This window comes from Salirhabdus sp. Marseille-P4669 (genome assembly GCF_900240405.1).
In the GTDB taxonomy this organism is placed as follows: domain Bacteria; phylum Bacillota; class Bacilli; order Bacillales; family Alkalibacillaceae; genus OEQK01.
This window is the reverse complement of the sequence record NZ_OEQK01000002.1, coordinates 343259-364089: the sequence shown is the minus strand read 5'-3', so window position 1 is coordinate 364089 and position 20831 is coordinate 343259. Positions and strand designations below refer to the sequence as shown.

Sequence of the window (20831 nt, the reverse complement as noted above, 5' to 3'; positions counted from 1 at the left end):
ACTCCCTTCTATATAGACAAAAGTAATGTCACCGCTTAAATAAATAAAAGTACTAAAAACAATCCTGCTAAGACTCCTAAATTCCTTGCTAATTGGCTATATTTTCTTTTCTCTTCCTCTGCATTTTCCAATTCTCGATCTAAATGAGATAAAGCAAGATGAATGTGTTTTTGTTGCTGCGTAAAATCATGTTGACCTAATGTTTGTCCAAATTGATCCAATATTTCCTTTTCGCTTTTTTTCATGGCTGTTTGATTCCAAAATTCATCTAACGACTCACGCCAGACGTAATATAAAGAAATTTGTTGATTACGCTCTAATCGCTCGTTGAGTAAACGGAAGAAGTCTGACAACGGGTTTGGTAATTGCTTGGCTAATCGAGAAAAGACCTCCTGTATAGGACTTTGTCCATACACAATTTCAGCCTCTAACACTTGTAGTGCATTTTTAAGCTGTCTAATTTGTCGTGGCCGATTTGTATACCTTCTGGAAAACTCAAATCCCGCGTATGTTGTAGCTGACAGCAACAGAAGGGCTCCGATCCACTTCATGCTCATTACTCCCTTTCCGATATTTATGTGGTTGTCCATCTTCATCTAACACCGACAGGATGGTTCCTGGCTTTGGTTTGTTGCCAAAAGTAATAAACCGCTTAAAGGCTTTTTGTTCAAATAACGGTCTTAAGGAAGGCCGATTCTTAATTTCCTCAATGGTTGCTCCATGCACGCTGCAAATAACGGTCACTCCGGCATGCAGTGCTTCCATTAATGCCGATACATCTCGATCACTGCCAATTTCATCAACAACCAAGATATCCGGGGACATAGAGCGAATCATCATCATCATTCCTTCCGCTTTTGGACAAGCATCCATTACATCGGTTCTTAAACCTACATCGTGCTGAGGAATACCATGCTTACAAGCGGCTATTTCACTTCTTTCATCTATCACTCCTACTTTATAGGGAGGATAGTTATGAAAACCATTACTAATGTTTCGTATGGCATCGCGTAAAAAAGTCGTTTTTCCACATTTGGGTGGACCAATTAATAATGTATTTAAAAATCCATTTTGAAATAGTAATGGTAAATATGGATCGCTAATATGCTTTACCTGTCGTGCAATGCGAACGTTAAAAAAAGCTAAATGACGAATCGCTTTCACATAACCTTTTTCTGTATTCACTTTTCCTGAAATCCCAACCCGATGCCCACCTTCAATTGTGATATATCCTTGCCGAAGTTCATCTTCAAATCGGTAGATCGAATGTTGGCTTAATTGATTTAAAATAAAATGTGCATCCTCCGGTGTAGGAATAATGTTTTTTACCATTCGGGAATAGGTAGGAAACACAAGTTCAATTGGACGTAATACCCGAACGCGAATCTCTTCAATTTGGTTCCAATTATGAATTTCAGAGTGGAGCTTGTCTGCCATTACAGGAGGAAAAATTCTCATTATCTCTTCCAATCGTAATCCTCCTTTTTCTATTAACAATAGTTACTTTAAATCTATGCCGTACAAGCTAATTTATGACAAATGAAGTGAGATGTTTACTAGAGAGGTAATATTTTTTTATACGTATGCATCGTATGAAAGAGAGGGATTTTTAAAAGAACAGGGAAAACACAAAAAAAGACTTTACCTATTGTAAGGCAAAGTCTTTTTAAGGGTTCATATTATGCTCGGGAAACGTATTTCCCATCGCTTGTATTTACTACTAGTTTATCTCCAACGTTAACGAAGAAAGGTACTTGTACTACTAAACCTGTTTCAACTGTTGCAGGTTTAGTACCACCACTAGCTGTATCTCCTTTAATTCCTGGTTCTGTTTCTACAACTTCAAGCTCCACTGTGTTTGGCAACTCTACGCCTAGTGTTTCTCCATTGTAAACAAGAATAGTAACTTCCATGTTCTCTTTCAAAAATTTAAGTTCATATTCAATTTGCTCTGCTGGCAATTCAATTTGCTCAAATGTTTCTTGATCCATGAAATTGTGCATCGTACCAGAAGCATATAAATATTGCATATGCCTTCTTTCTAAGTGAGCCTTGCTAACTTTTTCTCCAGCCCGGAACGTTCTTTCTGAAATATTTCCATTACGTAGGTTGCGTAATTTACTTCGAACAAACGCTGCACCTTTACCTGGCTTTACATGTTGGAATTCAATAACCTGCCATATATCACCATCTAGTTCAACTGTTAATCCTGTACGAAAATCGTTTACTGAAATCAAAATTCTTGCCCCTTTCTTCCAATCACAATGTTATTAATTCTTTTGATGAATGTGTTAGTTTCTCATATCCATTCTCTGTTATTAGAACATCATCTTCAATACGGCATCCACCAACATTTGGAATATAAATTCCTGGTTCAACTGTTACAACCATACCAGGCTCAAGCTTTGCTTCACCTCGATAGGAAAGGGTTGGACCTTCATGCACATCTAACCCAATGCCATGACCAGTAGAATGACCGAAATAATCCCCATACCCTTTTTCTTTAATATAATCACGAGTCAAAGCGTCTCCTTGTATTCCTGTAATTCCAGGTTTTAAACCTTCCACTCCACGCAACTGTGCTTCTAGTACCGTATTGTATATATCCTTCAACTTATCATTTATTTCGCCAACAGCAACTGTTCTCGTAATATCGGAACAATACCCTTTATAATAAGCACCAAAATCTAACGTAACAAGCTCTCCAGATTCAATTACTTTATCAGAAGCAACACCATGTGGAAGCGCTGATCGGAAACCAGATGCTACAATAATATCAAAAGAGGATGACGTTGCACCTTGCTTACGCATAAAGAACTCCAGTTCATTGGAAACATCAATTTCTTTTACTCCAGGCTTGATAAATCCAAGAATATGTTCAAACGCATTATCGGCAATTTGACAAGCCTCTTTTAATATATTAATTTCTTCATCTGTTTTAATCAACCTTAATTTTTCGATGATTCCCGCTAATGGAACAAGCTCAGCCGATACTTGTTCACGATAAGCCTCATAAGTACTATAAGTAACATGCGCTTTTTCAAATCCTAAACGTTTAATTCCCAAACGTTCCACCTGATTAGCTACTTCTTTCGTAATTAACACCTTATGCTCCACAATTTCAAAGCCTTTTACTTGCTCACTCGCTTGCTCTGTATAACGAAAATCTGTAATGAAAACAGCATGCTCTTGTGTAATCAACGCAACACCTGCTGTACCTGTGAAACCAGTTATGTATCTACGATTTTTTTCACTAGTGATTAAAATACCATCTACATTTTGTTCTTCAAGGGCTTTTCTTAGTTTAGTTACCTTTTCCATTGATACCATCCTCTCTCTTCTCCCTTTCTAGAAATGCTAGGGCTGCCAATTTATATCCAAGCATACCGAGACCAACAACTTGCCCCCAGCAGACTGGAGCTAAAAGGGACTCCCTTCGAAACGACTCCCGACTATGTACGTTTGATATATGCACTTCGATTACAGGGACCTCTATTGCACTAATAGCATCTCGTAACGCAATGCTCGTATGGGTATATGCAGCCGGATTAAAAATAATTCCATCATATTTCCCATCACTTTGCTGGATTGCATCTACTAATTCACCTTCATGATTGGTTTGCATTGCATCCATTCCCCAATTATGAGCTAACAACAATTCACGAATCTCTTCTTCAATCGTTTCTAGACTTTCATGACCATAAATATCTGGTTCTCTTTTCCCCAATAAATTCAAATTAGGGCCATTAAGGAGCAACAGCCGGTTCATTTTTCTTCCCCTCTCCCAAAATTCTAGAAAAGCGAAAACATTATGTATACAATGCTAGTTTATCATATTCAACTAGCATTTTGTGAGCTTTTCTTTTTATTGGCTTCGGCTTTCTTTACGGCCTCATATTCATATGAAATGGAGTAGCCAATAAAGGTACCATATAAAATGTACAAGCATAATGTAGAAACAATGGTAGTGCTTTCCATCTCCGATAAGGTAGGAACCGCACTAAATACAGGATTTAAAAAATACATTATAATAACCCATAAAGCTATACCATATAAGAAACCTGGAATCATCCCGGGCCTCTTTCTTAAGGTCAAATAATATAAAAGTGCTATAAGAATAGAAATCAAACCAACAATCACAATACTGATGATTTCCCCAAGAAGTCCATTCGTCCAATTCCCTTCAAAAAAGGAACGTAGAATAAAGGAACCATGGGAAACTTCTGAAAAATTAAAGTAGTATGCTATTGAACCAATCGTAGCCCAGAACAATCCTCCAATAAAACCTGTTAATAAGGACTTACTTCGTATAGACATTGGTTTTTCTTTTTGATTCTGTTCCAATTTTGGATCTTGGCTATTACTTTCCATATTCACACCTCCGTTTTTTACTGTTTCCTAAAAATCGTTAATAAATGCAGGCGTTGTACTTCTGTTCATTTTTCTAGTAGAATATAGCTTAGATACAAGGAAATACATGATTTATACGGATAAAAAGCCACGTTTCATCATATACTAAATAGTAAAAAATACCGTTAGTATAAATTTTATGAATATATTTCTAGTAAAAAGGGAAATATCATTTTAATGGATAATATATTTGCTAAGTAATCTTTTAAATACGAAATCAAGGGTTTAGATAGGAAAGGAGGTCCGCTATGTCCAGGAAAGTAAATCCTTTATTTTACGTACTAATTGCACTCGCGATATTTGGTCTTGTAACTATTATTATTACAAAGCCAGGCGAATTACTAACAAGGCTATTAATGACAGCTGGAATAGTAGCTATATTTTTCGTTGTCTTTTACATAATACGTAATAAATCTGGTGCTAGTGGATTTTCAAGTAAATATAAAAAGGCAGTGAAACAGTCTAAAAAGAAATATGGTAGTAATGTAAATCATACGAGTCAATATGCTCGGGCAGCAAGGTCTCCACATAAGCAGAAACCAGATGTACGTAAAAAAACAAGGCGTAACGCAAGTCATTTAAGAGTTATCGAAGGAAAAAAAGATAAAAAGAAAGATCGAGCGTTGTATTAAACGTTCGATCTTTCTTTAATAACTCCATTTTTTTAAAAATTTTGTTGCGCGCTCATATCCCATATCGATAAGAAGAAGCTTTGATTTCTTGTCGATTTCAAAATCAGTAGCTTCAATACCTTCTGTTGGTATAAACATAACCTCTTTATCTAAAGTCTTTGAAATATGTCTTGCATCATGTGCTTTCATCATAGTAGTAAATATGGATGCATATAAATCAATTGCCCCATCCACTTCTTTTTCTTTAATATCTTCATAGGTAGAACTTAATTTCATCCCTAAAATTGGCCGAAGTTTCTTTTTATCTGGTTCCGTAAATAACCAAATCGGAAAATTGCTCAGGAAGCCACCATCTACTAAAACCGACTTGGTATGCATGTAATTCGTTATTTTGGAAGGAATAAAAAAGAAGGGAATTGTAGAACTAATTGTAGCCGCTTTGGCAACGGAAAAAGAGGTCGATTCTATGTTATACATTTTCTCAATATCATCTGGAAAAACAATGAGCTTATTCAAAGATACGTCCGTGCCAATCATTTTCAAGTACCCTTTAGGGAAATCCCCGAATGTTTCAATACCTTTTGCAGCTAGCATCTCTCTTAGCCATTCTTCAACTGGCTCACTTTTATATAAGCCTAATCGAAAATACAATAAAACCCACTTTAAAAAAGGAAAAGCTTTGCCAATCTTTGGCTCCTGGATAAAAGAAGACATATCTAGCTTGAGAAAAATTTCTTTTAGTTCATCAGCTGTGTAACCTGCAGCAACTAGACTTGCAAAGATAGAGCCCGCAGATGTGCCTGCTAACCGCTCAAATCCTAAACCCTTTTCTTCTACTGCTTCTAGGGCACCTATAAAAGCTAGGGCTTTTACTCCACCACCTGAGAATACCCCATCCACTTTCATAGAAAACCTCCCACTTCATAAGTTTCTAAATATATAAGCAAGAATCCTATATTTAGAACTTTAAGTTGGGAGGTTATGAAAAAATTTTATTTATTGATATCATTATCATTTTGTTCTTGAACTATTTTTAATTCCTGAACTCGTTCTGGCTTTTCCTCAAAATATTGAACCAAATCACCAATACGATCAATTGCATTCCAGCTTAAATGATGTTCAATACCTTCTACATCATTATATATATTCTCTTGCTCGACACCAATAATCTCTAGAAACTGCTCCAATAGCTCATGGCGATAAACAAGACGCTTTCCGATTTTCTTTCCTTTGGCCGTTAGAATTAAGCCTCGATACTTCTCGTAATTTAAATATCCATCACGATCGAGCTTTTGCACCATTTTGGTTACGGATGATGGATGTACTTGTAGAGCTTCAGCAATATCAGATACTCTTGCATAGCCTTTTTGCTCTATTAATAGATAGATTTGCTCAATATGATCCTCCATACTTGGCGTCGGCATATGTAACACTCCAAACTTCACTTATCATTGAAAATTTTTTTCACCTATCAAAAGCATACACCAGATTTCAATATGTGACAAGACAAGGAGCAGCAGACAAATTCTTTGTGAAGCGCAAAGGGAAAAGCAGATGAATTATACTCATCTGCCAAAAGTGAAAAGTGCCAGAAAGTACTCTGACACTATAGGTTTATTTATCTTTTTCAATAAAATAGCTGATAGCCCCAACGGCAAGCCCTAACGCTATCCCACCTGCTACTTCAATGGGCATATGCCCCATCACTTCTTTAAGCTCTTTCTTTCGCTTTTTATAAGGGAAATTTGGATGTTCATGAGCTAATTTTTCTAATTGCTCATACATATCGTTCACTGCTATAGCAGTTTCACCTGCATGCCACCTTACCCCCATTGCATCATACATAACAATTAAACTAAATATACTACTAACACCAAAATCAATCGATGCCATACCGTTTTTTAATGCAACATACGTAGTGAGTGATGTTACAGCTGATGAGTGGGAGCTTGGCATATCACCAGATCCTAATAGCTTTTTCCAATCCCAAACACCGGTCTCCAAATAGGAAACGGGTACTTTTAAAAATTGTGCAGCACCAATTCCTATTAAGGCTGTTGATAACGCTCGATTTAACATAAAAGTCACCTCAAGTTTAAGATTAGACATATGTTGGGCTTTTATTCGAACTTTTGATTCTTGAACAAAAGAACCCGCCGCATTGCTTGTCCTTTTGTATGAACAGTGGAAATAAACGAAAACGCACTGTTCTCGCTCATTTAATTGATGATGCGCTGCGGTGGAATACTTCGATAAAAAAGACCTTTCTATTTTATGTTGAGAAATAATAAGATTTCTACTTCCAATGTGTTCCTTAAAGGGATGCTACATTACTCGAAAACAAGAAATCAAATTTATTATCAAGACCTCTAAACAAAAAAGAAAACCCAAACCAATATCAATACTTGTTAAAAGCATCGTATGATTTGAATTTTCCTTTATTAAGTCACATTTCGCACTTTTTTAACTTAAAGTCCACACTTCAACTGTGCACCACAGCTTGTACATGTATTACATCCACCTAAATCTTCTACTGTTCCTTCACGACATACTGGGCACGTATTGCCTAGTTCAGAGCCGATTGTAACATCTGTAGAACGTAGATCTTGAATCGTATCCACTAAAACAACTTTGTTCTCTTTCGTTTCGGATATATCATTTTCTTCATCGAACGTATTTTCTTCCGCTTTTAAGGTTAAAACTTGAGCGTCACGGCTACCGTCTACATAAACGGTTCCGCCTTTTGCTCCACCTTTGTACAAGCGTTCATAAACCTTTTCTACTTGCTCCACTGTATATCCTTTTGGTGCATTAACTGTTTTACTAATAGAGCTATCAATCCATTTTTGAATGACACACTGTACATCTGCATGAGCTTCTGGAGCTAATTCCATTGCAGAGACAAACCACTCTGGTAAGTTATTTGGATCTGCTTCTGGATGATTATCTAGATATTCTTGAACGATATCTGCTTTTACTTCAATAAATTTGCCTAGTCGTCCACTTCTAAAGTATGAAAAGGAGAAGTAAGGCTCTAATCCAGTAGCTACACCTACCATCGTACCAGTACTTCCAGTAGGAGCAACGGTTAATAAATGAGAGTTGCGAATACCATATTCTTTAATGGCTTCCTTCAGATTTTGAGGCATTTTTTGCATATAGCCTGTTTTCGTAAATGCTTCTCTTAATCGATTTGTTTCTTCTTCTGTATCTCCTACTAAGAATGGGAAACTTCCCTTTTCTTTTGCTAATTCAACAGAAGTTTCATAAGCAGTCACTGCAATCGTTTCAAATACTTCATCTACTAACTTATTTCCTTCTTCGGATCCATACACCGTTTCACAATAAATTAGTAAGTCATGAAGACCCATAACACCTAAGCCAACACGGCGCTCACCTAAGGCTTGCTTTTTATTCTCTTCTAAGAAATATGGAGTAGCATTGATTACGTTATCTTGCATTCTTACCCCAACACGTACAGTTTCTTTTAATTTTTCAAGATTAACGGTTTTGCTCTTTTTATCTGCCATTTCGGCTAAGTTGATCGCAGCTAAATTACAAACAGAGTAAGGTGCTAAAGGCTGTTCTCCACAAGGGTTTGTTGCAACTACTTGCTGTGAGTATGCTTTAGCATTCGTCATATCATTGGCATTATCAATAAAGAAAATACCAGGCTCTGCAGAATACGTTGCACATACATTTATTAAGTTCCATAGTTCCTTCGCTTTCACTTTACGATAGACACGTACGTTGTGACCAAGGCGCTCCCACTCACGAACGTCGCCAACATTGTGCCACTCTTCGTTATATACTTTCATCTCTTCTTGATCATAACTCTCTACATCAGGGAATCGAAGCTCATAATAATCGTCGTTTTCAACAGCCTGCATAAATTCTTTTGTTAAACATACAGAAATATTTGCTCCAGTCAAAAACTCAGGGTTATGAACACTAAAATTACCACCATCACGTAGCTTTTGTTCTGCCTCTTTAATGATTTTCTCGTTAAAACCACCAAGACCTGGGATGTTTTTATAGTTCACAATTCCTTGATACATCATTTCTTCTTGTTGAGTAAGTGGTGTAAACTTAAGCTTTCCTTGAGCAAGCTTTTTAATCGTTTCATCATTTGTGTTTTCAATTAAGAAACGCAAAATTCTTGGGTTCTGCATTTTAGAGATAATGAATTCGATAATGTCTGGGTGCCAATCCGCGAGCATAATCATTTGGGCACCCCTACGTGATCCACCTTGTTCAACTAAATGGGTTAATTTCGCAATATCATCTAACCAAGATACCGAGCCAGACGATTTTCCATTTACACCCTTTGCTAGCGTATTTCTTGGTCGTAAAGTAGAGCCATTTGTTCCTACTCCTCCACCACGACTCATAATTTCCATAACCTGTTTACGGTGATCCGATATACCCTCTCTGGAATCTTGAATATACGGCATAACATAACAGTTAAAATAGGTTACATCCGTTCCTGCTCCAGCTCCATATAATACTCTTCCTGCTGGCACAAAATGAAGACTAGCTAATTGTTCGTAAAACTTTTGGAACCATTCATTTCTCTTTTCCACCGTTTCTTCAACAGCTGCTAACCCTGATGCGTTACGCTTTGCAATTTGTTCATAATAGATTTCAAGTGGCTTTTCGATTACGTCTAAGGAGCGTTTTACAACTCCAGTTTCGATTTCCTCTTCTTTATCTAAGGCTGAAATATAGTCTTGTTCTACAAAAACTTCAGCTTGTTTATTTTCCCAATCAATCGATTTTATAAAGCCGAGACCTCTAGCTGGAAATTTAGGATCATCCTTAACGGTTAGAACGACAAAATCCCCTTCTGTTAACGTAGTCTTTTCTGTGTCTTTAAATGCATATCTGTCTAACATAACCAGTCGAGAAACACCGTTATGTAAAATTTTCATATCCGATTGTATCGGGTGTACTTGTGGAAACAATTTAATATCTTGATTTAATCGTTCCACATTAATTTTTAAATTTTGCTCATCCTTTAATTGAGTCAATGAAAACTCCCCTTTCCAAAACTAGCCCCGTTCAAGGAATATCTAGTTATCTATCTATATGTTGATAGTCATTATTAATAAGGTATCATATAACCATAGTAGAATACAACAAAAAAATATCAAGATATGGTATTATTTTTTGTTCCTGAATACTATATATTGTGTCATGGAACAAATGGATATGAATTTGTCAAAAACAAAAAAGTATAATAAACAGAGAAAATAAAAGAATTTATAGGCTATGAAATAGATAACAGCAAATTTTGACTTATTTTGTCGTTTGCATAAAAACGAGATAAAGAAATACTTGAAAACATAGGTTAATTAGCCCCTTAAGGCAATTTTTAACAAAAAAATAAGCCAAAACTCATTATTTACCATAAAATTTTTTGTTAAATTCTTTGAAACTTAAAGCGAATGTTCTTATAATAGATAAGTAGGTGTTGGAGATGAAAGGGGATTCGTGATGCAAATCGTACTAATTGTTTTAGTAGCAATTATTGTTTTTGGACTTGTTCGTTTCTTAAGACAACGTAAAGTTTTAAAGACACTAACCGAAGAAGAATTTAGAGCTGGTTATCGGAAAGCTCAATTAATTGATGTTAGAGAACCAAATGAATTTGAAGCAGGGCACATTTTAGGGGCTCGTAATATTCCCCTAACACAGCTAAAACACCGTTTAGTAGAAGTGCGTGCCGATAAACCTGTTTATTTATACTGTCAAAGTGGATCGAGAAGTGCAAGAGCTGCACTCGTATTAAATAAACATGGTCGTAAAGATTTATATCAGCTAAAAGGCGGCTTCAAAAAATGGACTGGAAAAATTAAAAAGAAAGAGAAAAGATACTAAGCCTCTTCATAACAAAACCCTCTTAAGTTAACTTAAGAGGGTTTTTAATATTTATCTTTGATACCTTAAAACTGGCTTCCTTGCTGCTAACGTTTCATCTAATCTACTTATTACGGTAGTATGTGGAGCTTCCTGAACGATTTCCGGATTTTCCTCTGCCTCCTTGGCAATTTGGATCATAACATCAATGAATTCATCCAATGTTTCTTTCGATTCTGTTTCTGTTGGTTCAATCATCATCGCTTCTTCCACATTTAATGGGAAATAAATAGTAGGCGGATGATACCCAAAATCTAGTAATCGTTTCGCTATATCTAGTGTGCGGACTCCTAGTTTTTTCTGTCTCTTTCCAGATAACACAAATTCATGTTTACAGTGTTGGGTAAACGGAAGATCAAATTCCTTTTCCAATCTCCTCATCATATAATTTGCATTTAAGACTGCATTTTCACTAACTTGTTTTAATCCTTTTGGTCCCATCGTACGAATGTAGGTGTAGGCCCTAACATTAATACCGAAGTTTCCATAATATGGTTTAACACGTCCAATAGAAAGGGGGCGATTATAATCAAACACATACATGTCTTCTTTTTTCGTAAGAATTGGTTTGGGCAAAAATGCTGCTAGCTCCTCTGTTACACCAACAGGTCCTGAACCAGGTCCACCGCCACCATGTGGTCCTGTGAATGTTTTATGCAAGTTTAAATGTACGACATCGAATCCCATATCTCCAGGTCGTGCATAGCCTAAAATAGCATTTAAATTAGCACCGTCATAGTAAAGCTTTCCACCAGCATTATGAACAATTTGTGCCATCTCTATGATATGCTCTTCAAATAACCCTAACGTATTCGGATTCGTTAACATTAAAGCTGCTGTATCATCTCCTACTACTCGCTTTAAATCTTCTAAATCTACTAAACCACGTTCATCAGACTTAACCGTGATTGCTTCAAAGCCAGCAACTGTGGCAGATGCAGGATTGGTTCCATGAGCTGAATCAGGAACAATTACCTTTGTTCGATTTATATCTCCATTATGCTCATGATAAGCACGAATCATCATAAGTCCAGTCCACTCTCCATGAGCACCGGCAGCAGGTTGTATCGTCACTTGATGCATACCAGTAATTTCTTGTAACGAGGTTTGTAGGTCATGCATCAAATACAGGGCACCTTGTACTGTTTTCCCCTCTTGGAGTGGATGAATATGACTGAAGCCTGTAAAACGTGCTACATCTTCATTAATTTTTGGATTGTATTTCATTGTGCAGGATCCCAATGGATAAAATCCGGAATCTACACCATGATTTCTTTTCGATAGAGCCGTATAATGACGCATAATTTGTAATTCGCTAACCTCCGGTAAATCTGCTAGCTCTGTCCGTATATACTCTCCATCTAATCCTTCCGTTAAATCCATCTCTGGAACATCTAGCTCTGGTAAACTATAGCCAACTCTGCCCTCTTTACTTAATTCAAAAATAACTGGAAAGTCTTTGTTACTTGCCATCAATATCACCCAATTCTTTTACAAATTGATCAATCTCTTCTTTCGTACGGAGCTCGGTAACTGCAATTAGCATATGATTTTGATAACGGTCATCCACTCGACCTAAGTCATATCCACCAATAATTCCTTTTTCCAAAAGCTTTTCATTAACGATAGAGATGTTTGTTTCTACCTGAATAACGAACTCATTAAAAAATGGTCCTTGGAATACAACAGGAAATCCTGCTGCTTCAAATTGCTTCTTCGCATAACGGGACTTTTGCATATTTTGAACTGCAACCTCATGTACACCCTTTTTACCTAACGCAGTCATCGCAACACTAGCTGCTAAGGCATTTAAAGCTTGATTGGAACAAATATTTGATGTAGCCTTTTCTCTTCGAATATGCTGTTCTCTAGCCTGTAGTGTTAAAACAAATCCCCTTCTACCTTCTTCATCAACAGTTTGTCCTACTAGTCTACCTGGCACTTTACGCATTAATTTGCTCGTTGTGGCAAAAAATCCACAGTGCGGTCCACCAAACTGGGCTGGAATACCGAATACTTGGGCATCTCCTGTAACGATATCCGCTCCAAATTTTCCTGGTGGTGTCAAGTAACCTAAGGCCAATGGATTTGTAGCCACGATAAACATCGTTTTCTTAACATCTTTTAGTAGCTCCTGCACTTTTTTTAATGGTTCGATTTGACCAAAGAAGTTTTGATATTGGATGACAACACTTGCTGTATTTTCATCTAAGGCCTCTGCTAAAGCTTCTATATCTGTCACACCATTTTTATGATCAATTTCAACGATTTCTAGGTTTAAACCTTTCCCATATGTTTTTATTACATCTCGAGATTCAGGATGGACCGTTTTGGACAACAGTACTTTGTTACGTTTCGTTTGCCCAGCACTTAAGTTAACCGCTTCTGCTAAGGCTGTACCACCATCATACATAGAAGAGTTCGCAACATCCATTCCTGTTAGTTCACAAATCATAGTTTGGAATTCAAAGATTGCTTGAAGTTCCCCTTGAGATATCTCAGGTTGGTATGGTGTGTAGGCCGTATAAAATTCAGAACGAGAGATTACATGATCCACAATGGAAGGAATATAATGGTCATACACTCCTGCACCTAAGAAGGAGGAATGAGTTGCTAAGCTTACGTTCTGGCTTGCTAATTGCTGTAATTCCTTCTTTAATTCTGGCTCACTAGCTGCTTTTTTTATATTCAGTTTACCTTTAAACCGGACCTTTTCAGGAATATCATGAAAAAGTTCTTCCGTAGATTGTATGCCAATTGTAGTTAACATTTCTTGCTTATCTGAATCAGTCATTGGTAAATAACGATAAGTCATCCAAATCATCTCCTTTTATCGTTTATAAAACGGTTTCCGTATTACAACTGCTTTTAATTTACGCTTACGGACTTGAACCTCAAGCTCTGTTCCAGGTTCCGCATAGTTTGCATCGACAAGAGCTAAACCAATGTTTTTTTGTAATGTTGGAGATTGGGTACCTGATGTTACTTCACCAACTTTTTCTTCTCCAACATATATCTCATAACCATGTCTTGGAATTCCTTTATCGATCATTTCGATTCCAACGAGTCGCTTTGAAGCTCCATTTTCCTTTTGTTGTTTTAGTACTTCTTTCCCGATAAAATCTGCATCCTTTTCCGTTTTTACAGCAAAGGAAAGACCTGCTTCGATCGGTGTAATAGTAGTCGATAGTTCTTGACCATATAGTGGAAGTGCTGCTTCAAATCGTAGGGTGTCACGGGCACCTAACCCAATTGGTTCTATTCCTTCCTCTTTGCCCTGCTCCAAAATAGTACGCCAAAGAGAAGTGCCATCCTCTGGGTTTATATAGATTTCAAAACCATCTTCTCCTGTATAACCTGTTCTCGAAACTAAGGCCTCGTGCTTCGTATTTTCAAACTTTATATCATCTCGGAAACGGAAAAATGTAATCTCTGATAAATTAGTGGAAGTTAATTTTTGCAAGATGGTCTCTGCTTTCGGCCCTTGAATAGCGAGTTGCACATATTCTGCAGAAACATTACGCAGTCGTACATTTCCGGCTTGATGCATTAGTAACCATTCATAATCTTTTTCTGTATTCGCTGCATTCACTACTAACAAAAACTTCTCATCCTGTAATTTATATACGATAAGATCATCCACAGTCCCACCATTCTCGTAGCACATTATCGTATATTGCGCTTTGCCAATGGTTAATTTTGTTAGATCGTTTGTTAGCATCTTTTGAAGAAACGACTCGCTATCCTCGCCCTCAACCAAAATTTCACCCATGTGGGACACATCGAAGAGCCCGGCAGTAGTTCTTGTAACTTCATGTTCCTTTTTGATCCCCGAAAATTGGACTGGTAGCTCCCAGCCACCAAAATCAACAGTCTTCGCATTATACTCTTTATATAAAGAATATAATGGTGTTCGCTTTAATTCTGTCATGTAAAAGCCCCTCCTCTTTAACAACCGTTTTTTAATACCATTCTTAATTTTCTGATAAATGATGGTGTAAAAGCATGGAATCGATAAAACAAAAAAGACAGAGAACTCTTCTATTTAAAGAATTCTCTGTCCCTGTACCAGAAAGTTTCGTGACTTTTCACCATCACTTGCTTCTTAGGTGGCTTATGATAAGCTCTCTCCAGAGTTGCGTCCTACACGAGTCTTTTTGCCTGAGAGATTCACAATTTCATTGCTTGCTCCTTCGGCGCTGTAACGCTACAGTCTCTCCCCATGTAATCATTCGCTTTACATATTTTATTTGAATTTGGTTAAACTACTTGAACTGGATATGTATACGTTTATCATTTTACTTCAAGCCAATTATAGCATACGAAAAAAGGATACGAAATAAAAAAAACGTTTCAATCGTTTATTACTTTCACCTTAGTATTTCCGAACATATTTGAGTTAAAAGTTTAGTGAATTGGAGAGAGTGTAATGGAACTTAAAATAAATTTTGATCAACCTTTTATTGAGGAATTTAATGAGAGATTGCATGACAATGGACCATTTCGCTCCTATGAAATGTTTCAATTAGCCTATGAAACAGCAAAAACATTGGCTGTTCCTCAATTTGAAGGATTGCAATCCCCTAAACACTTACCTCATATGGAATTTTTACAACATCAGATAGAATGCGCCGAGCAGGTAGTTCAGGATATGAACGGTAGGGCAATTTTGGCTGATGAGGTTGGGCTAGGAAAAACGATTGAAGCAGGCTTAATCTTAAAGGAATATATGATTCGTGGCCTAGCAAAGAAAGTTTTAATTCTAGTACCGGCTTCTCTTGTGAATCAGTGGGTAAAAGAACTTCACGAAAAATTCTATATTCCAGCCATTGCGCAAAAGAAAGCATATATGTGGGAACAATATGATGTTGTGGTTTCTTCTTTAGATACAGCCAAACGACCACCTCATCGTGATATTGTTTTAAATCAAGAGTATGATTTTGTAATTATAGATGAGGCACACAAGTTAAAAAATCATAAAACGAAAAACTATCATTTCGTAAACAGCCTTAAAAAAACCTATTGTCTATTACTAACTGCGACACCGGTACAAAATCAACTATCCGATATATTTAATTTAGTTACTATTTTAAAACCTGGATATTTAGGTAGCTATGAAGAATTCTCCAATACTTTTGGAAATAAACGTACTGCTCTTAAGCAGGATGAAAAACTAAAGCAGCTTGTGCAAAATGTGATGGTCCGAAATCGCAGACAAGATACAGGTGTACATTGGACGAAACGAAAAATAGAAACAGTCTGGATTGATTTTACGAAGGAAGAGCAAGCATTTTATGATAAATTGGACAACGACCTATTATCTAAGGATACCTTCACAGCGATAACCTTAAAAAGAGAACTATGTTCAAGTAGAGAAGCCTGCTATATGTCATTGAAAAAAATGTTTGAAGAAAACGAGGAAAAATACACGAATAAAGCTTGGGGTGAACAAATGATTGAACAAATCGGTCAGCTCCCTCATCATTCCAAGGCTTTAAAAGTAATAGAAATATTAAAACAAAAACCTAATGAGAAATTCATTATTTTTACAGAGTATCGTGCTACTCAATTTTACCTACAATGGATGCTACAACAAAATGGAATATCATCGGTACCATTCAGAGGTGGATTTAAAAGAAGCAAAAAGGATTGGATGACCCAATTGTTTAAAAATCACGCACAAGTGTTAATTGCAACAGAGGCCGGTGGAGAAGGAATCAATTTACAGTTTTGCAACAACATGATTCATTACGACTTACCATGGAATCCAATGCGTTTAGAGCAACGCATTGGTAGAATACATCGTTTTGGTCAAAAAGAAGATGTGAACATTTACTATTTAGCCATTCGAAACACAATAGATGAACATTTAGTCTCCATGTTATATGAAAAAATTAATTTATTTGAAAGAGTTATTGGGGAGCTGGATACGATATTACAATCGCTAAATATCGATAATTTAGAAACGGAAATTAAAGAAATATTTGCAGAATCAGCTACACCAGGTGAAGCTAGAATCAAAATGGAAAATTTAACTGCCGTTTTTCAAAATCAGTTGGAAAGTCAAGAGGTGACAGAGGATGGAACAGCTAGCTATTCATAATTATCTACACTCATTTTTCACCTTGAACAAATGCAAAATTGAAGAAAACGTAAATGGAAAATTAACCGTTCAATTAACGGAGGAATTAGATCGATTATTAATGAATCGGCCATTTTATTGGGAATATATTAAAAAAATGGGGCAAGAAGGTACACCAGCCACCTTAACCTTCGTTTCAAACCCAAAATATAAAGATACAGATGGGGAGTGGATTCATTTTGGCTCTCCAAGGTTACACCAAATCTTCCGTTCTCAATTAGAACAAGGTAAATATACACTTGTTTATGAACAAGCAAGAGAAGCACCATTAAAACCTTGGTTAGTAGTAAACATCTCCATTAGTTATAAAGGAAGGCAGAAGAAAGAAGAATTACTATCAATTGGCCTTCAATTGATTAACGGTACGATGGTTCTCGATTTTATGGAGAAACTGAAACCCTTACAATTTTCTAATATGATTTCTGATTATTGTTTCACTATTTCTCCAATAATACGTATCCCGAGTGCATATAAAAGAATCGAAAATTACGTAAAAGAATATATTCAAGAACAGGACCATTCGTGGGCAGAAGATGCAAATCGTCACTTCGAAAAAGAAAAGGACATTTTAGAGCACTTTTATAAAACCTATTTAGAAAATGCAACAGCTGAAGAAAAAGAAGAGTTAACAAACCGTTTTGAAAGCGAACGTAAAGACCTAGAGAAACGTCTATTACCAGAAGTAGATATATCTGTTATCAATGGGGGACTGTTTTATATTAGCGATTCTTCCAGCAGCAAAATTGTACATTAAGATCAATCGCGTTCATTTCGTACTTCACCATAATATAGAAAAGAAGGGGCTATGACCCCTTCTTCTTACTTTTTACCATCATTTTTACTGCAGCAGGTACAACACCAAAATAACGTGTGGAGCGATTGGATTTGTATTGTTTTTTATCCATTTTCCGTTTTTGCTTTTCATCCTTTGGCAGGTGCATATACTTTAATACTTCTTGTGTCATATATTTCACAATGTCATTCATAAAAATTCACTCCAAGAACGTTTTTAATTATTATCTCCAAATCGTAATGACTTTATGCTATGTAATATGTTTTCTACGGTTTGAGCAACTGTTTGTTTATGTATATCTATAACTATATCTGCACATTCTACATATAAATTCTTTCTATAATGAAATAATTTCAATTTTGCATCTCTATCTTGATTCCATAGTGGTCTTGTTTCGTCGTTTCTTAAACGGTCTTCTATATCCTCAAAAGTTGGATTTAAATGAATAACAAAAAAACAATTTCTTAATGTAGCTCGGTTGTCACTATTTTCTACAATACCTCCACCTGTTGCAATCACCGCATTTTCATTTGGCATTCTTTGCAACATTTCCTTTTCGTATGTTCGAAAAGCATTCTCCCCTTCGATTTCAAAAATGAGTGGGATTTTTCGCTCTTTCCACCTTTCAATTTCAAGGTCTGTATCAAAATAACGGACTTGTAATGCTTTGGCTAATTCCTTCCCAATTGTCGTTTTTCCACTTCCCATAAATCCAATTAAACAAATACTTTTCATTTATGCCCATCTCCATTTTTTTAACTACTTTTTCGCTAGAATTTTATAATTCTTACAATACTTCTTTTCATTTTTCACATGTTTCATTCCACATTTTACGGATTTACGAAAATGACACGTTCCCGAAAAGTGGATAAAATACACTTAACCTATTTTACATCTTTTTTCAAAGGTGGTGAACACATTGTCTAATAAAGTAAAGGATTTTACCGACATGATATTAATCGAGGCGATGAATCAAGCAGCAAGCGATATTCACTTTTTGCCAAATAAAGACCATACGACTATTTTTTTTCGTATTAATGGCGATCGAATAAGCTACTCCTCTATATCCAAAGTGGAATATGAGAAGCTTTTATCCTATTTAAAATTTACCTCTGGCATGGATATTGGTGAATCAAGAAAGCCACAGGATGGTACGCTAACATTCACACAAGAAAGTAAGTTAATTGACCTGCGCTTGTCTACCCTCCCTGTAGAACATTCGGAGAGTCTAGCAATCCGTCTTCTACCGCGAAATGTTGTATATAAATTAGAAGAACTTTTTTTATTTCCCACTCAAGCAAATACACTATTACAATGGATACGGAATAAATTTGGAATTATTTTATTTACTGGACCAACTGGCAGCGGAAAGTCTACAACCATGTATTCCCTTCTCCAAACAATTGTAAAAAACAAACCATTTCAAGCAATTACGTTAGAAGATCCAATTGAACAAGAGCTTGATCACATTTTGCAAGTTCAAGTAAACGAAAAAGCAGGGATTAGTTATGATGCCGGACTGAAAGCCGCTCTCCGTCACGACCCTGATATTTTAATGATCGGGGAAATTAGAGATCGACAAACAGCCCGTTTTGCTTTCCACGCAGCCTTTACCGGACACCTTGTACTTTCAACTATTCATGCGAAAAATGCATACGGAACTATTTTCCGTTTATATGAGATGGGAATCTCTGCATCTGAGCTATCCCAAACCCTAATTGGAGTCGCATCACAACAGTTGATAAATTGCCCAAGTGATGTACCGATGCAAAAGAGAACAGCTATCCTAGAAATACTCGAACATACTATTTTGCAGGAAGCAATTAACGGAAAATCCCCTTATACAAATCCGTCCTTCCAATCCTTCGAATATTTAAGGAGGAAAGCGAATGCTCTCTCTATCTCTAAAGAAAAACACACCGTTAGCTGACCAAATTATAGTACTTGATCGGCTGGCGAATTTAATGAAAAACGGTTACTCTATTAGTCGTGCTCTCACATTGCTTTCTTATGATCCGAAGCTTGGTAAAATAGCGAAGCAAATCGACATCCAATTGAAGAATGGAAAAAGTCTACATCTTATTTTTCAAAGCCTTTCTTTCACTCCAATAGTTACTTCCTTCCTATACTTTTCCCAAGAAACCGGTCGCCTTCAAGAAGCCCTACAGAACGGTACAAGGCTATTAAAGCAACAAAAGGCATTCCAAAACAAATTTAATAAAACCCTTCAATATCCCCTAATACTCTTTTGTTTCATCCTGTTACTCTTCTTCTTTTTAAAGGCTTTTTTACTTCCTTCTTTAACGGATATGTATCAAGGCTTTATGGGGGCAGAGTACACACCAGCTGTATTAACTATTATGAATCATGTCATAAATATACTTCTCTTCTTTATTATCTTTGCAATATTTGCTTGGTTCCTTTGGAGAAGAATAAAATCCAAGCTACCTGTACAACAGAAAATAATGTTTTATAGCGCACTACCGTTACTTCGAACATATAAAAGTTTAGAGACAACCTATTTATTTAGTTATCATTTTAGTACTTTGCTTGAAAGTGGTCTATCCATTAAAAACGCGCTTCAAATTATGAAAAATCAAAGCCAATTACCATTTTTACAGCATTGTACCTCTATATGCTATGAAGGAATTTATGCAGGTGAAAAGCTACATGAAGTCATAAGGCAAATTCCCCTCGTGGAAAGAGAGCTTCCCATTATAACGGAAAGAAGTATGTATGATGGTACTCTAGTGAAGGACTTAAGAAGCTATGCAGAGATGTTAGTTGAATCCATAACGAGCAAAATATCAAAAATGATAACCTATATTCAACCAATGTGTTATCTGTTCTTTGGTGTTATTATTTTGACCGTTTATTTTTCGATATTGATCCCGATGTTTAATTTAATGCAACAATTATAAAATGAGGTGTTTAA

Annotated in this window: 21 protein-coding genes and 2 riboswitches; of the genes, 6 read left to right on the top strand and 15 right to left on the bottom strand. The window is 36.3% G+C overall.

The window, feature by feature from the left end; all coding sequences use genetic code 11:
* Positions 1-35 precede the first annotated feature (35 nt).
* From spoIIIAB to C1A05_RS04835, 6 genes are all read right to left on the bottom strand, one after another.
* Positions 36-551, bottom strand: coding sequence for a stage III sporulation protein SpoIIIAB (gene spoIIIAB / locus C1A05_RS04860; RefSeq protein WP_102027059.1), 516 nt, complete (start codon positions 549-551; stop codon positions 36-38).
* The gene (spoIIIAA, locus tag C1A05_RS04855; protein WP_102027058.1) at positions 496-1470 is read right to left on the bottom strand and encodes a stage III sporulation protein AA; all 975 of its coding nucleotides are present in this window, start codon (positions 1468-1470) and stop codon (positions 496-498) included. The genes spoIIIAB and spoIIIAA overlap by 56 nt, the downstream gene beginning before the upstream one ends.
* 209 nt (positions 1471-1679) lie before the next feature.
* Complete coding sequence (gene efp, locus C1A05_RS04850) at positions 1680-2237, bottom strand: elongation factor P (protein WP_102027057.1); 558 nt, start codon at positions 2235-2237, stop codon at positions 1680-1682.
* Positions 2238-2259: 22 nt separating this feature from the next.
* Positions 2260-3321, bottom strand: coding sequence for a M24 family metallopeptidase (locus tag C1A05_RS04845; protein WP_102027365.1), 1062 nt, complete (start codon positions 3319-3321; stop codon positions 2260-2262).
* Positions 3305-3769 (bottom strand): type II 3-dehydroquinate dehydratase, encoded by a 465-nt coding sequence (gene aroQ, locus C1A05_RS04840; RefSeq protein WP_102027056.1) that lies wholly within the window; start codon positions 3767-3769, stop codon positions 3305-3307. Before aroQ ends, C1A05_RS04845 begins: the two co-directional genes overlap by 17 nt.
* A 68-nt stretch (positions 3770-3837) precedes the next feature.
* Entirely contained in the window at positions 3838-4371 is a 534-nt protein-coding gene (locus C1A05_RS04835) for a YqhR family membrane protein (protein WP_102027055.1), read from the bottom strand.
* A 287-nt stretch (positions 4372-4658) separates the two neighbouring features.
* Between C1A05_RS04835 and C1A05_RS04830 the strand changes: the two genes are divergently transcribed.
* Positions 4659-5042, top strand: a complete 384-nt coding sequence (locus C1A05_RS04830) for an SA1362 family protein (protein WP_102027054.1) — start codon at positions 4659-4661, stop codon at positions 5040-5042.
* A gap of 15 nt (positions 5043-5057) precedes the next feature.
* On the opposite strand, the gene C1A05_RS04825 is transcribed toward C1A05_RS04830, so the two are convergent.
* The 4 genes from C1A05_RS04825 to C1A05_RS04810 form a co-directional block, all read right to left on the bottom strand.
* Complete coding sequence (locus C1A05_RS04825; protein ID WP_102027053.1) at positions 5058-5948, bottom strand: patatin-like phospholipase family protein; 891 nt, start codon at positions 5946-5948, stop codon at positions 5058-5060.
* Between the two features lie 86 nt (positions 5949-6034).
* The gene (gene mntR / locus C1A05_RS04820; protein ID WP_102027052.1) at positions 6035-6466 is read right to left on the bottom strand and encodes a transcriptional regulator MntR; all 432 of its coding nucleotides are present in this window, start codon (positions 6464-6466) and stop codon (positions 6035-6037) included.
* 190 nt (positions 6467-6656) lie between these two features.
* Positions 6657-7121 carry a divergent PAP2 family protein gene (locus C1A05_RS04815; protein WP_102027051.1) on the bottom strand — a complete coding sequence of 155 codons (465 nt, stop codon included), beginning with the start codon at positions 7119-7121 and terminating at the stop codon, positions 6657-6659.
* A gap of 389 nt (positions 7122-7510) precedes the next feature.
* A complete protein-coding gene (locus C1A05_RS04810) occupies positions 7511-10072 on the bottom strand; it encodes a vitamin B12-dependent ribonucleotide reductase (protein ID WP_102027050.1) in 2562 nt (853 codons plus the stop codon).
* A 466-nt stretch (positions 10073-10538) separates the two neighbouring features.
* Here C1A05_RS04810 and C1A05_RS04805 point away from each other — a divergent pair, with 466 nt between their 5' ends.
* On the top strand, positions 10539-10922 hold the full coding sequence (locus tag C1A05_RS04805; RefSeq protein ID WP_102027049.1) for a rhodanese-like domain-containing protein: 384 nt from the start codon (positions 10539-10541) through the stop codon (positions 10920-10922).
* Positions 10923-10973: 51 nt separating this feature from the next.
* Here the strand turns inward: C1A05_RS04805 and gcvPB are convergent, their stop codons facing one another.
* Genes gcvPB through gcvT form a run of 3 tightly spaced genes read right to left on the bottom strand, consistent with a single transcriptional unit; the run spans position 10974 to position 14892 of the window.
* A complete protein-coding gene (gcvPB, locus tag C1A05_RS04800) occupies positions 10974-12434 on the bottom strand; it encodes an aminomethyl-transferring glycine dehydrogenase subunit GcvPB (protein WP_102027048.1) in 1461 nt (486 codons plus the stop codon).
* Positions 12424-13776 carry an aminomethyl-transferring glycine dehydrogenase subunit GcvPA gene (gcvPA, locus tag C1A05_RS04795; protein ID WP_102027047.1) on the bottom strand — a complete coding sequence of 451 codons (1353 nt, stop codon included), beginning with the start codon at positions 13774-13776 and terminating at the stop codon, positions 12424-12426. Before gcvPA ends, gcvPB begins: the two co-directional genes overlap by 11 nt.
* 15 nt (positions 13777-13791) lie before the next feature.
* Positions 13792-14892, bottom strand: a complete 1101-nt coding sequence (gene gcvT, locus C1A05_RS04790; RefSeq protein ID WP_102027046.1) for a glycine cleavage system aminomethyltransferase GcvT — start codon at positions 14890-14892, stop codon at positions 13792-13794.
* A 124-nt stretch (positions 14893-15016) separates the two neighbouring features.
* Positions 15017-15097, bottom strand: a riboswitch (glycine riboswitch).
* A 3-nt stretch (positions 15098-15100) separates the two neighbouring features.
* Positions 15101-15193, bottom strand: a riboswitch (glycine riboswitch).
* 197 nt (positions 15194-15390) lie between these two features.
* On the opposite strand from gcvT, the gene C1A05_RS04785 reads away from it, so the two are divergent.
* Positions 15391-17064 (top strand): DEAD/DEAH box helicase, encoded by a 1674-nt coding sequence (locus C1A05_RS04785; RefSeq protein ID WP_102027045.1) that lies wholly within the window; start codon positions 15391-15393, stop codon positions 17062-17064.
* The gene (locus C1A05_RS04780) at positions 17042-17857 is read left to right on the top strand and encodes a YqhG family protein (protein ID WP_102027044.1); all 816 of its coding nucleotides are present in this window, start codon (positions 17042-17044) and stop codon (positions 17855-17857) included. The genes C1A05_RS04785 and C1A05_RS04780 overlap by 23 nt, the downstream gene beginning before the upstream one ends.
* Positions 17858-17906: 49 nt before the next feature.
* On the opposite strand, the gene C1A05_RS04775 is transcribed toward C1A05_RS04780, so the two are convergent.
* Together C1A05_RS04775 and C1A05_RS04770 are read right to left on the bottom strand one after the other, a co-directional pair.
* Complete coding sequence (locus C1A05_RS04775) at positions 17907-18089, bottom strand: YqzE family protein (protein ID WP_102027043.1); 183 nt, start codon at positions 18087-18089, stop codon at positions 17907-17909.
* A gap of 23 nt (positions 18090-18112) precedes the next feature.
* The gene (locus C1A05_RS04770) at positions 18113-18631 is read right to left on the bottom strand and encodes a shikimate kinase (RefSeq protein ID WP_102027042.1); all 519 of its coding nucleotides are present in this window, start codon (positions 18629-18631) and stop codon (positions 18113-18115) included.
* A gap of 184 nt (positions 18632-18815) precedes the next feature.
* Between C1A05_RS04770 and comGA the strand changes: the two genes are divergently transcribed.
* Positions 18816-19826, top strand: a complete 1011-nt coding sequence (gene comGA, locus C1A05_RS04765; protein WP_373419463.1) for a competence type IV pilus ATPase ComGA — start codon at positions 18816-18818, stop codon at positions 19824-19826.
* Entirely contained in the window at positions 19786-20817 is a 1032-nt protein-coding gene (gene comGB / locus C1A05_RS04760) for a competence type IV pilus assembly protein ComGB (protein ID WP_102027041.1), read from the top strand. The genes comGA and comGB overlap by 41 nt, the downstream gene beginning before the upstream one ends.
* The last annotated feature ends 14 nt before the right edge of the window (positions 20818-20831 follow it).

Coding starts and splice junctions, on each gene's coding strand:
- spoIIIAB (WP_102027059.1), bottom strand. CDS start 551: ATGAAGTGGATCGGAGCCCTTCTGTTGCTGTCAGCTACAACATACGCG.
- C1A05_RS04845 (WP_102027365.1), bottom strand. CDS start 3,321: ATGGAAAAGGTAACTAAACTAAGAAAAGCCCTTGAAGAACAAAATGTA.
- aroQ (WP_102027056.1), bottom strand. CDS start 3,769: ATGAACCGGCTGTTGCTCCTTAATGGCCCTAATTTGAATTTATTGGGG.
- C1A05_RS04835 (WP_102027055.1), bottom strand. CDS start 4,371: ATGGAAAGTAATAGCCAAGATCCAAAATTGGAACAGAATCAAAAAGAA.
- C1A05_RS04830 (WP_102027054.1), top strand. CDS start 4,659: ATGTCCAGGAAAGTAAATCCTTTATTTTACGTACTAATTGCACTCGCG.
- C1A05_RS04825 (WP_102027053.1), bottom strand. CDS start 5,948: ATGAAAGTGGATGGGGTATTCTCAGGTGGTGGAGTAAAAGCCCTAGCT.
- mntR (WP_102027052.1), bottom strand. CDS start 6,466: ATGCCGACGCCAAGTATGGAGGATCATATTGAGCAAATCTATCTATTA.
- C1A05_RS04815 (WP_102027051.1), bottom strand. CDS start 7,121: ATGTTAAATCGAGCGTTATCAACAGCCTTAATAGGAATTGGTGCTGCA.
- C1A05_RS04805 (WP_102027049.1), top strand. CDS start 10,539: ATGCAAATCGTACTAATTGTTTTAGTAGCAATTATTGTTTTTGGACTT.
- gcvPB (WP_102027048.1), bottom strand. CDS start 12,434: ATGGCAAGTAACAAAGACTTTCCAGTTATTTTTGAATTAAGTAAAGAG.
- gcvPA (WP_102027047.1), bottom strand. CDS start 13,776: ATGACTTATCGTTATTTACCAATGACTGATTCAGATAAGCAAGAAATG.
- gcvT (WP_102027046.1), bottom strand. CDS start 14,892: ATGACAGAATTAAAGCGAACACCATTATATTCTTTATATAAAGAGTAT.
- C1A05_RS04785 (WP_102027045.1), top strand. CDS start 15,391: ATGGAACTTAAAATAAATTTTGATCAACCTTTTATTGAGGAATTTAAT.
- C1A05_RS04780 (WP_102027044.1), top strand. CDS start 17,042: ATGGAACAGCTAGCTATTCATAATTATCTACACTCATTTTTCACCTTG.
- C1A05_RS04775 (WP_102027043.1), bottom strand. CDS start 18,089: ATGAATGACATTGTGAAATATATGACACAAGAAGTATTAAAGTATATG.
- C1A05_RS04770 (WP_102027042.1), bottom strand. CDS start 18,631: ATGAAAAGTATTTGTTTAATTGGATTTATGGGAAGTGGAAAAACGACA.
- comGB (WP_102027041.1), top strand. CDS start 19,786: ATGCTCTCTCTATCTCTAAAGAAAAACACACCGTTAGCTGACCAAATT.